The 11,953-nt window shown below is 63.8% G+C and carries 8 protein-coding genes; 5 read left to right on the top strand and 3 right to left on the bottom strand.

The genetic code is table 11. The features are described 5' to 3' along the window. Window positions 1-2: 2 nt before the first annotated feature. Both LK542_RS18045 and LK542_RS18040 read right to left on the bottom strand, forming a co-directional pair. Window positions 3-1,358 (bottom strand): DUF1329 domain-containing protein, encoded by a 1,356-nt coding sequence (locus LK542_RS18045; protein WP_227802218.1) that lies wholly within the window; start codon window positions 1,356-1,358, stop codon window positions 3-5. Between the two features lie 457 nt (window positions 1,359-1,815). Beyond that, window positions 1,816-3,978 (bottom strand): TonB-dependent siderophore receptor, encoded by a 2,163-nt coding sequence (locus LK542_RS18040; protein WP_227812979.1) that lies wholly within the window; start codon window positions 3,976-3,978, stop codon window positions 1,816-1,818. Window positions 3,979-4,205: 227 nt separating this feature from the next. Between LK542_RS18040 and LK542_RS18035 the strand changes: the two genes are divergently transcribed. Genes LK542_RS18035 through LK542_RS18020 form a run of 4 tightly spaced genes read left to right on the top strand, consistent with a single transcriptional unit; the run spans window position 4,206 to window position 7,163 of the window. Next, entirely contained in the window at window positions 4,206-4,922 is a 717-nt protein-coding gene (locus LK542_RS18035) for a DUF4198 domain-containing protein (protein ID WP_227812978.1), read from the top strand. Further along, entirely contained in the window at window positions 4,919-5,197 is a 279-nt protein-coding gene (locus tag LK542_RS18030) for an iron transporter (RefSeq protein WP_227812977.1), read from the top strand. The genes LK542_RS18035 and LK542_RS18030 overlap by 4 nt, the downstream gene beginning before the upstream one ends. Then, a complete protein-coding gene (locus LK542_RS18025; RefSeq protein WP_227812976.1) occupies window positions 5,194-6,813 on the top strand; it encodes a PepSY domain-containing protein in 1,620 nt (539 codons plus the stop codon). Before LK542_RS18030 ends, LK542_RS18025 begins: the two co-directional genes overlap by 4 nt. Beyond that, the gene (locus tag LK542_RS18020) at window positions 6,810-7,163 is read left to right on the top strand and encodes a DUF3325 domain-containing protein (RefSeq protein WP_227802213.1); all 354 of its coding nucleotides are present in this window, start codon (window positions 6,810-6,812) and stop codon (window positions 7,161-7,163) included. Before LK542_RS18025 ends, LK542_RS18020 begins: the two co-directional genes overlap by 4 nt. A gap of 78 nt (window positions 7,164-7,241) precedes the next feature. Here LK542_RS18020 and LK542_RS18015 read toward each other — a convergent pair whose 3' ends face one another. Continuing rightward, window positions 7,242-10,088 (bottom strand): TonB-dependent receptor domain-containing protein, encoded by a 2,847-nt coding sequence (locus LK542_RS18015; protein ID WP_227812975.1) that lies wholly within the window; start codon window positions 10,086-10,088, stop codon window positions 7,242-7,244. 1,212 nt (window positions 10,089-11,300) lie between these two features. Between LK542_RS18015 and LK542_RS18010 the strand changes: the two genes are divergently transcribed. Further along, a partial coding sequence (locus LK542_RS18010) for a hypothetical protein (protein ID WP_227812974.1) occupies window positions 11,301-11,953 on the top strand: 653 nt, incomplete at its 3' end.

Raw genomic sequence — 11,953 nt, 5'->3', positions numbered from 1 at the left:
GATCAACGCACGCCGCCGCTGGCCAGGGCGCTCGAGGTGAATCGGCTCAGTTGCTTGCTGTCGTAGTCGGCGTAATTCACGCCGCCGGTCTCGTTGATGGCGGCGGCGTAGACCCAGCCGCCCGACAGCAGGTCGAACCAGGTATAGCTCAGGGTGCTCGCCGACGGCTCGTCACCCGCCAGCAGCGTGTAGGCCTGGCCGGTCTTCCACAGCTTGCCCTGGGCGTCCCAGCTGTCGGCCAGCACCGCTTGCCAGGTGTCCTCATCCAGGTAGAGGCGGCGCTTGGCCGCCACGTTGCGCTTGCCATCGCGCAGCGTGGCTTCCAGCACCCAGACCCGGTGCAGCTCCCAGCGTACCGCATCCGGGTTGAGCGTTCCTTTGCCGATAACGTCCTTGATCGGCTTGCGGAACAGGCCGTTGTTGTTATACGGGATGTACAACTCCTTCTTGCCGACCAGTTTGACGTTATAGCGGTCCTGGGCGCCGATGAAGAGGTTCACGTCGTCGAAGTTGGCCAGGCCGGCGGCCGACGCGTCAGGGGTGTCGTACACCAGCGAGGGCGACTTGCGCACCCGGCGCTGGCCCGGCACGTACTGCCAGCCATCCTTCGGACGGCTGTAGTTGTCGACGTAGTCGATGGTCATCAGGGCCTGGCCAGCATTGGCCGGCGGCTCGGTCACGTCCAGGCGGGCGCGCGCCCACTCGCCGCTGAAACCCTCCGGCTTGCCCTTGGGGTCGTAGTAGGGATAGGCCAGGCTGGTGCGCTGGCGGTTGGTCAGCACCCGTTCGCCGCTGGCGGTCATCACGTATTTATCGGCAGTGAAGCTGGTAAGCTGGCCGCGGTAGCTCAGCATGTGGTTCCACAGCGCCTCATGGCCGTTCTTCGGCACCGGGAAGGGAATGCCGCCGTAGGCGCCTTCCACCGTCAGGCCGCCGTTGGTCAGCTTGGCGCGCTTGGCGTTTTCAGCGACCGCATCGTAGATCGCCTGCGAGAATACCGCCGTGCGGTGGCTCGGGTAGACGTCGACGCGCATGCCTGGATGCTTGGCCAGCAGCGCTTTGGTGCCGTCGCTCAGCTTGTCCGCATGCTGGGCCATGTTGGCAGCCGTGATCGACACTACCGGCTTCTCGTTCGCGAACGGGTCCGGGCGGCGCTTGTCCGGGCCCGGCGGGGTGTTAACCGGCTTCCCGTCCCAGGCTGGAATTGTGCCTTCCTTGTTACCGGCGCGCTCGGCGCCGTAGGGAGTGAGTGCACCGGATTTCAGGTCCTGTGCAAGGGCTGCGCCAACAGAGCCGAGGCCAGTCGCCAGGCCGAGAACCAGGCAGGCGCTGGTATTCTTGAGTGACAACGCTTTCATTATCTTGTCTCCATGTGTATTTTTTTGGATGTAAGGGATGGGTGGGAGCCGCGTCAGATGTCGGGCCACGGACCTGCATGCGGACGGCCGTGGCGGCGCAGCGGCTGCCCAGCCGGACCGGCGCAGGGGCGAATGCCCAGATTGGGTGTGGACGCGGTTGCGCCAGCAAGCACTTTCATCGTGTCTCCGTCACTCCTCTATCGAGTGGTGTTGCCGCGTCCCAGTCAGGCTCCGCCCAGGGGCCTGCTACGCGCAGCGTCGATTTGAGTGCTTCAAGAATATTTCGGGGAAGGCCAGGTGTCGTTGCACAAATCTGAGATTCACTGGCATTTTTCCTTCCGGGGGCGAAGGAAAGGGCCGCAGCCGGGCCGGCGGGAGAAGAGGCTGGCGCCGGCCACCCGGTGGCCGGCAGGCCGGGCGTCCGCGCACGGTGCGCGGACGCGCGACCGGCGTCGAATTACAGGCTGCCGCGCAGGGACAGCGTCACGTTGCGCGGATCGCCATAGTAGTAGCTGATTCCTGTCGGCGCGAACTTCTTGTAGTACACCTTATCGAACAGATTGTTGACATTGACCTGGATGCCCAGCTTCTCGCTGAACCGGTAGCCCAGCATAGCATTGGCGACCGTGTACCCGCCCTGGGTGGAGGTCACGGTACCCGAGCGCACATATGAATCGCTCTGGACCTGCACGCCGCCGCCCACGGTCCAGCCTTTGCCGGCACGGTCCGGGCTGTAGCTGGTGAAGATGCGCAGCTGGTGGCGCGGATCGATGCTGCGCAGCGGCTGGCCGGTGTTGGCGGCCGTGTCACGCAGGTACTTGGTGCGCGTGTTGGTATAGCCGCCCATCACCTGCCAGCCCGGCAGCACTTCGCCCGACAGCTCCGCTTCCCAGCCCGCGCTGCGCTGGGCGCCGCCGGCCACGCGGCAGTAGCCGCTGGTGAAGTAAGGCAGGCAGGGATTGCGCGAGGTGGTATCTTCGATCGCGCGGCCGACGTTATCGATCTGGAACAGACCCAGCGAAGCGTTCAGGCGCCCGCCGTAGAATGCGCCTTTCAGGCCCAGTTCGTAGTCTTCGCCGGTGATCGGCGCGAGGATGTTTCCGTTCGCGTCCTTCACGTTCTGCGGCGTGAAGATCTCGGTGTAGCTGGCGTAGGCGCTGAGGGCGTCGTTGATGTCGTAGACCAGGCCGGCATAGGGCGTCACTTCGCGCCTGATCTCGTAGTTGCTTGCCGGGCTGCCTGCCGAATCGTACTTCCACCAGCTCAGGCGCGTGCCGAGGATGGCGGTCAGCGGCGCCGCCAGCGACAGGCGTGCGGTGGCAAAGGCGCCGTGCTGGGTCGTGGTGTTCGGCTTGTTCGGCGTCGCCGGCATGGCGATCGCCTGTTCCGGATAGCTGGTGAACGGATTCCAGTTGCGGATGTCGATCGTCTGCGGATAGAGGTTGCCGACACCCCAGCTCTCGGTAGTGGCGGCGCGCACGCGCTCCATCCCGACCACCAGTTCGTGTTTCCTGCTAAGCAGCGAGAAAGCGCCGTCCGCGACCAGCGACATGGCCTGCTGGTGACTCTCGTTGCCGGTGTACTGGGCGCTTGTGACGGTCATCAGGTAGGGATTGGTGGCGCCGGCCGGGCGCGCCATGTAGGTCTGCTTGAAGCCATTGTCCTTGAGCGCCAGGTGGGTGTAGGCGGCCTTGGCCTTCACGGTCCAGTCGTTGGCGAAACGGTGCGTGAGTTCCACCAGGGCCTGGTCGTTGTAGCGGTTCCAGCGGTTCCAGTCCGAGCCAAGATAGGTCTCGCGCGGCAGGTTCAGCGCGGTGCCGTCAAGGTTTCCGGGCATGCCGCCCCAGGCGCCGGTGGCGTCCAGGTCGGTGTGCTGCAGGCTGGCCGCGAGCAGCGTGCGGGGGCCGAGATCGGCCTCGACCACCGCATACATCACTTCGCGGTCTTCGCGCTTGGCATCCTGGAAGAACTCCTTCTTGTCTTTCACTGCGACGACACGGCCACGAACCGTGCCGGCCTTGTTCAAGGGGCTCGAGACGTCGGCCTCGATCCGGCGCCGCTCCCATGAGCCAATGCTCAAGGCGGCGGACGCCTGGAATTCGCGTGCCGGACGCTTGCGCACCATGTTGACGGTAGCGGAGGGATTGCCCGCGCCGCGCAGCATGCCGGAGGCGCCGCGCAGCACTTCCACCCGGTCCAGCACGGCAGTGTCGGGCTGGACGAAGGACGAACCGCTCTGGTTGATGGTCAGGCCGTCGACCTGCAGCGCGTCGATGGAAAAGCCGCGCGCGTTGTACGACACCCGCTCGCTGTCGGTGTAGTCCACCGCCACGCCCGGGGTGTTCTGCAGCACGTCGTGCAGGTCGAGCAACTGGCGCTCGTCGAGCAGCTGGCGGGTCAGCACAGTGACCGGCTGCGGGATGTCGCGCAAGTCCTGCTCGCCTTTGAACAGGGTGGCCGCGCGCGCACCGAAGGACTTCGTCCCTTCGGTCGCCGTATCGCTCTTGCCGACCACATTCACCACGGCCGTCACCGGCGCCTCGCCTTTCTCGTCGAACGCGGCTGCGTCCGCCTCTACGCCGTCTGGTGCGGCCAGCCCCGCCACGGGAGCCAACAGCATCGCGGCCGCGCAAAGGGCCTGGGCACGGCGGCCACGTCGGCTGCGTGGTGCGAGAGGAATGAATTCATTGAGGGGAACTGCACCTGGCATCGACTGCTCCTTCTTTTGCTGTTTGTAAATGAGAATGATTCGCATTATAATTCTCATTAACGAATTGCTGCAATGTCCAAATTGTTGAAAATAAATCCGACCGATCGCCATCCACTATCGAAAGACGAAAGCACTATATGAAGAAGCTGCTCCTTACCACCCTCCTCGCCCTCGTATCCAGCCTCCCGGCGAGCGCACACCAGATCTGGATCGAACAAGGAGGGACCGCCGCCGTGCTGCATTTCGGCGAGTTCGGCGACAACCTGCGTGAGACCACGCCCGGACTGCTCGACAAATTCGTGACGCCTGCTGCGCGCCTGGTCGGCAGGGATGGGGTGCAAGCGCTGGCCTTGCGCAAGACGGCGCAGGGCTTCGTGCTGGCGCGGACGGCGGCGCCGGGAGAGTCGATCGTGGCAGAGGATGCGGCCTGGCCGATGTTCGACAGCACCCATGAGGGCAAGACCGTGCGCGGCATGTGGACCCCGGCCGCGCGCTGGGTGTCTGGCCTGGCGGCGCAGCAGCCGGTACTGGACTTTGACATCGTGCCCACCGGCCAGCCGGGCCAGTTCCGCGTCTATTACAAGGACCGGCCGCTGCCGAACGCGAAGGTCAGCGCGGTTATCCCGAACGGCTGGAAGCGCGAGGAGACCACCGACGAGCAAGGTCTGGTCCGTTTCGCCCTGCCCTGGCGCGGGACCTACGTGCTGGAAGCCCGCCACCTCGACCGCCAGCCGGGCGAGCGCAAAGGCGAGCGCTACGACACGGCCAGCTTCGTGACTTCGCTGTCCTTCAATAAACCGGACGGCGCCCCGGCCCTGGCCGCCGGTCCCGTCACCCCGGCCGGCAAGCCATGAACGCAACCCTGCACTGGCGCTACCGCGGCGGCGTGGCCGCACGCGCACTCGCCGCTATCGGCGGCGGCTACCTGCTCTCCAGCACCGGAAGCTACCTGCTGGCCAGGCTGCTGCCGCTGCACCGCGCCGACGCCGTCACCCTGGCCACGATGCTGGCCTTCATGGTCTATCCCTGCGTGGTGATGTGGGTGTTCGCTGCCAGCAGCGCTCGGCGCGCCTGTGCCGGCGTCGGATTGCTGTCCGCCGCGTTCTGGCTGGCCGGGAGGATGGCATGAAGGAGGGACTGCGCCAATCGATGGCCTGGCTGCACACCTGGTCCGGCCTGCTGGTATGCTGGGTACTGCTCCTGATCTTCGTCTGCGGGACCTCGGCCTATTACCGCGACGAAATCTCGCTGTGGATGAAGCCCGAGCTGCACGGGGCCGCCGCCCGGCCGGCCGCGGCGCCAGCCGTCGCCGTCGCCCATGCGGTGACGGTGCTGCAGGAACGCGCCCCCAAGGCGACGCGCTGGATCATCGACCTGCCGGACGGGCGTACCCCGCTGGTCAACGCCAACTGGACCAACCCGCCGAAGAAGGGCATGAGCATGGCCGAGCGTCGCGCCGCCTTTCGCAGGCAGGCCGTCATGCTCGACCCGTCCACCGGCGCGGAAGTGGCGGGCCCACGCGACACCCGGGGCGGCGAGTTCCTGTACCGGATGCACTTCGACCTCTACTACATGCCGGCCATCTGGGGCCGCTGGATCGTCGGCATCTGCGCGATGTTCATGCTGGTGGCGATCGTCAGCGGCGTGATCACCCACAAGCGCATCTTCAAAGACTTCTTCACCTTCCGCCCGAAGAAGGGGCAGCGCTCCTGGCTCGACGGACACAACGCCACCGCCGTGCTGGCCCTGCCCTTCCACCTGATGATCACCTACACCGGCATCGTGACCCTGATGTTCATGTACATGCCGGCACCCACCAAGGCCCTGTACGGCGACGACCAGAAGACGATGTTCGCCGAGGTCTTCCCCGACAACGAGCGCATCAAGTCCGCGAAGGTCCACACGCCGCTGGCGGATCTGGCGCCGATGCTGGCACAGGCGCAGGGCGCATGGGGGCAGGCTCCCGCGCGCATCATCGTGAATCATCCGAACGACCTAAATGCCACTGTGCAGCTGGTGCGTCAAGCCGGCACCCAGCTGTCCAACATTGAACCCTCGCTCACGTTCAGCGGGGCAAGCGGTGCGCTGCTCGCTGCGAGCGGCGAGCCGTCCGGCGTCTCGGCCATGCGCCGGGCCTTCTATGGCCTGCACGTGGCGCACTTCGCCGAACCGCTGCTGCGCGCGCTGTTCTTCCTGTGCGGCCTGGCGGGCTGCGCGATGGTCGCCACCGGCGCCCTGCTGTGGGGCGTGAAGGAACGCCAGAAGTGTGCCAAGGTGCTGGCCAGCGGCGGCCGACCCGGCTTCGGGGTGCGCCTGGTCGACGCGCTGAACATCGGCACCATCGCCGGCCTGCCGATCGCCCTCGGCGCCTATTTCTGGAGCAACCGCCTGTTGCCGCTCGGCCTGGAGAACCGCGCCGCGCTGGAAGCCAACTGCTTCTTCGCGGCCTGGGCCTGCGCCGCCGCGCTGGCGCAACTGCGCCCCACACGCCGAATGTGGCAACTGCAGCTTGCGCTCGGCGCCGTCCTGCTGGGAGGCGTGCCGCTGTTGAATGCGGTGACCGGCACCCACCTGGGCGTCAGCTTGTTCACGCCCGGCCTGCGCGCGCTGGCCGGCGTCGACCTGGTCTTGTGCGCGGTCGGCGCACTGCTGGGCTGTGCGGCCTGGTGGATGCGGCCGAAGGTCCACGCGGCGCGGGCGCCGCGCATCGCGCCGATGCAGAACGCCATGGAGGCGGCGAAATGAGCCTGCTGATTCTCACGGGTGCCGGGCTGGCCTATGGCGGCCTGGCGGCCAAGAGCTTCGCGATGGACCGGCACTACGCCGACATCGTGGGACGCGGCGCCGAGCCCGACCCGCGCCATCGCCTGCGCTGCGCCCTGGCGGGGTGGCTCGCGCTCGCGCTGTCCTTCATGGCCTGCATATGCGCCATGGGCTGGCACATTGGGCCGGTCCTGTGGTGCGGCCTGCTGACGGCCAGCGCGATCGTGTTGACGCTCGGGCTGCAGTATGCGCCGCGGCGCGCCTTGCAGGCCGCGCGGCTCTGTGCTCTTGGCGCCGCCGCAGCCGGTACGCTCGCTATGCTCATCCGGTGAAAACGGCCATCGATGGCCAGCAACATGGCTGTCCTGGCAGGGCGGGAAGAAGGCGGATGCCGTCCTCCCGCCTCGGGTCTAGAACATTGACCGGATCCCCACTGCGAAGCTACGCCCGCGCGGATCGTCGCCGAGGGCGAAACCGTCACGCAGCCCGGCCCGCGTGCCGTTGCCCGAGAAGGCTCCCAGCGGCGGCGTGGCGTCGAACAGGTTCTCGATGTTGAAGAACAGCTGCGCATCCCCCGTTCCCAGGTCGAGCCTGTAGGCCAGGTTCAGGCCCGTGGTGGCGAACGAGGCCAGGTGATTGTTGACCCAGACTTCGTTGGGGTCGCCGCTCAGCTGCATCGCGCTGCGCCAGCGCTGCGTGACGTCGACCGTGAATCCCGCCAGCGGCTGGAAGCGCAGGAAGCCGGAGACGCGCACCGCCGGCGTGGCGGCCATGCCCAGCGGACCGAAGGCGACGCCGCCCTGGTCGCTGGTCGCAAGCCCGGGCTGCCGGTAATACACGTGCGGCTGCCAGGCCGTCAGGAGGCGCAGCGACATCGGGCGCTCGAACAGCCTGCCCGCGTAATTGGCTTCCAGGTCCAGGCCGAAGGTTTCGATTTCGGAGATGTTGACGCTGCGGTTGTACCAGTTGGTCACCGCGTTGGCCGCGGAGCGGTCGGCGAAGCCATTGGGGCGGCGCTGCAAGGCGCAGTAAGGCGAGGTGCCGCCGCTGGCGTAGCAGGCGGCCTGGAAGGCCGCGGTCGCGCCCGAAACCGAGGTGATAGCGTCCGAGATCTTGATCCGATAGGCGTCTGCCGCGAAACTCAGCTTGGGCAAGGGCTGCCAGACCACGCCGACTGTCAGCGTGTTCCCGATTTCAGCCGTCAGGTTCGCGTTCGACTCGTCGATCTGCGGCACAGTCGGGCTGAGCCCCGTCAGCAGGTCGGTCGGGCGCACCTGCACCATCGAGGTCGGCGCGTACAGGTCGTACAGTGTGGGCGCCCGGATGTCGCGCGAACGGGTGGCGCGCAGGCGCAGGGTCTCCAGCACGCTCCAGTCCAGACCCGCCTTCCAGGTCACGTAATGTCCGCTGGTGTCGTAGGAGGTGTAGCGGACCGCCCCGTTCGCATCCAGTTTCCTCGCCAGGGGGGAGTTCTTCAGAAGCGGCACATCGACCTCGCCCGCCACTTCCCAGACGCGCTGGCTGACGCCTTGCGGGCTTTCGCCAAATACGAATTCAGTGCGCGGCGTGCCGGTGGCGCAGTTCAGCGCGAGGCCGGTGCAGTTGACCAGGTCGGTCGGGCGGGCCGCACTGTGCGACTTGAACCCCAGCTTGCGCCATTCGCCCGACAGCGATGCGTTCACCGGGCCGGCCCAGGTGGCAAACGGACTGCCGCCGACCTGGCCCGCAATGTCGTGCATGGTCGTGGTGGCATCGTACAGGAGATCGTCGGTCACGTAGCCGATGGCGTCGGCGGAAGCAGCATTCGGCCCGAACACGTTCAGCGGCACGCAGTCGTCCGCCAGGCCCGGGTTGGTCAGCGTGATGTTGCAGACGGTACGGCCGCCGCTGCTCACTGCATCGAGCGCCGCCGCCAGTTTCTGGCGGTCGAGAGCATTCATCAGGCGCGTGTCAAGCCTGGATCTGCCATAGGTGTAATCGAGGTTCCAGTTCAGTCCACCGCCCTTGCCTTCCAGTCCGCTCGTGAGCACCCATTGCTTCGAATCCGAGTCGGCTTGGATGCGCGGGATATCGCCCATGAATTTGCTGAAGCCGAATGTCGTCTGGCTGACCGGGATCAGCGCCGCATACTGCGCGGGAAGGAAGGCGTTGGTTCGGCGCAGCTGTACGTTGTTCAGCTGGTTCGTCTCGGCGAAGCTAGTATTGGTCTTGAGGTTGCCAGACACTTGCAGATAGGCGCGCGTCGTCGCCGATGCTTCATAGTCGAGGCGCCCGAACAGCTGCGTTCCTTCCAGGCGCGCCAGCAGTCCCGAATCCCAATAGCCTCCCTCCCCGCCAAGCTCAATTGCCGCAGTGCCGGTTGGCGTGCCGGCCGCGAAGGGACTGAGCACACCGTTTTCCCGGAAGGTGCGGCCGGCCAGCGCACCGCTGGTGATCAGGCCGCCGAATGGGAAGGTCTTCTGGCGCAGGTCGGTCTGCAGGATGTAGGGATTGGCGGCGGTACCGGCGCCGGTGACGCCGACCTGGTTCAGCCAGGCCCGGTCGGATCGGCGGTCGATCCCGTCTTCCTTGCGCAGTTCCACGCCCGCTTCCAGGTGCAGGTCGGGCGCGACGTTGCCGCCCCAGGCCACACTAGCGTTGGAACGGGCAGCGTCGCCCTGCGCCGATTTGCCGTAGCTGGCATCCGCCTTGATGCCGTTGAACTTGCGGTCGATGACATAGTTGACGACGCCGGTCATGGCATCCGAGCCGTACACCGCCGACACACCGCCGGTCACGATGTCGACGCGTTCAACGAACTGCTGTGGGATCAGGTCGACGTCGACTACGCCGTTGTAGAGGGTCGGCGGAATGCGCTTGCCGTCCATCAGGACCAGGGTGCGGGTCGCGCCGATGTTGCGCAGGTTGAGCTGGTTGGCTGAGCCGCTACCGCCGGCCGCACTGCCGGAAGTGGTTGGATTGCTGGTGGAGCCGCGCGAGCCGGCGAACACCGGCAGCGTATTCAGGGCCTCGGCCAGGGTAGCGCCGGGTTTGCCGGTCAACAGCTCGTCTGTGCGGATCACGGTCACTGGCGACGGGCTGCTGTCGCCGTTCTTGATGACACGCGAGCCGGTGACGGTCACGGTCGCGGGTTTCGGGTCTGCTGCGTTCAATTCAGCAGGGGTTTCCGGTACTCCAGCGTCGCTTTGCGCGCAGGCCGGACCGGCGACCGCCGATAGTCCAAGGCCGCAAAGCAGGACGCGTTCGAATCGTTTCACATTGTCTCCTTGTGGTTTTATCGGTTCTGCGCTGGCACGCCGGATGGCGGCATGGTCAACTTGATCCCGCCGCAGCTGCCGGATGCGGCATGCGCAAAGCGAAACCTGATGCAGGGCCGAGTCTTCCCAAGGGGGTGCGAGGCCCGACGGTTGGGATCTCCAACGTTGCAATGGAAATATCGTAGGGAACCGGCGGGCGTGTGGCTTTACACAAAAATGAGGTTAACTTGTACCTTTCCGCCGGATGGTTTGCGCAAAAGGTAGAGCCGGCGATCGACCGGTGTCCGTCTCGGCGTACGCGGCGGCAGGATGCGGTCGGGTTCGATCCACTCGTCATTCCCGCGCATGACTTGCAGAATACTGCGTGGTTCGATTTCCCGCTCGCCTACCGGACCGGGATCCTGGTCAGCGAACCAAGTCCATTCCTGTGTGCGTGGGTTGCAACGGCCTGCTTGGCCGTTAACGATGTCTTTGACAGTGGGATGAGCACAAGCAAATAAAATCCGCCGGCGATCTCAATTGCAAAACAAAACGGGCCTCAAATTGAGGCCCGTTCGTATGTAATTTGGAGGCGAGGACGGGAGTCGAACCCGTCTAGACGGCTTTGCAGGGCGTATTTAACTCAACAATATCAACAGCTTAGCTAAAAACCACAGTTTTACACCTATTGGACATTCTACGATTGGTTGCGTCTACTACTTATAAGGGTTCATAGCCACTTCACTTTCCGCTTGAAAACCTTCTATCTCCGCAAGCAGCACCTATCGTGAGCTCTACTCACGGTGTTGAGGCAACCATTAACGGCTGCTTACGCAGCGGACCTAACAGGCAAGCTCGTGCCCAGATCCGCCAACGTCTCAAACCTTTGCGTACGCACAACAGAATGGCAAGTCAAAACAGGAACGTTATCGGATGTTAATCATGCATTCATTTTTGGTGTGTCCCCTGCCTGGACGACAGAGGCCGATCAAAAAAGCATATTTTCTCTCAGGAAATCAAAATGTGGCAAGAACGCAATTTTTGGATCAGTTTGAGCCTAAAGGGATAACGATGCATTAGTTTCGTCCCTTTTTTACGATAACTAGCATGTTGTTTGTTTCGTAATTTCATGCTACTTTCACTGCATTGAGCGAGATCCTTCAAGCGGCGGGATATTAAGTTGGAAAAGATAGCTTTCTAGCTGCTTAAATTTCATTGAGAGAGGAGATTAGCATGCGGAATAGTGAATATGCGGTTCGATCGGATTTGACAAAAATTCGTTTTGATCAAAGCATGAGCGAAGACGAAAAAATAGAGACCGTTGTTTCATATTTTTCTAACTTAGATAAGCTTTTGCTAGCTGGCTCGTCACTGAAGCAGTTTTATCCATACCTACGTTCTCATCCAGTTGTAAGTCGGAAAGTTTATGACCGTCTAGTTGACGCACACAACGAGTGGGCAATGGCGACCGACCGATCCAAACAGATGGTTCCTGCTTGCTGCTGCTGTGGTTGGGAAGCTCCAGATTATCCTATCGCTATCACTTTATCTTCTACTTCAGGGTCATCGCCCTTGAACAATTTCCTTAAGCTAGAACCTGGGATAGCATTTCGTCCCCGCAAGGAAATGAGTATGGAGCATGCGCAAGAATTATTTGCACACTTGACTTCTCCAGCGCACATCGATGACGAACAGCGAGAGGCCATATACAGCGTATTGCAGAACAATGAGGTTCTTGGTGCACATCTGTTTGAAATATCTGTCTCATTTGCTCGGTTGGGACAACTTTCGCAAACACCATCTGCATCGCTCAGCCCGGTAGTATCCACGCTCATTGCTGGTTTTGGACGGGAAAATGATGGCGGTGGCTGTTGCTGCTGCTGCTG

Source organism: Massilia sp. IC2-477 (assembly GCF_020707265.1).
Classification (GTDB): domain Bacteria; phylum Pseudomonadota; class Gammaproteobacteria; order Burkholderiales; family Burkholderiaceae_D; genus Telluria.
Note: the sequence above shows the minus strand (reverse complement) of the source record. Positions and strands in the feature narration are given on the sequence as shown.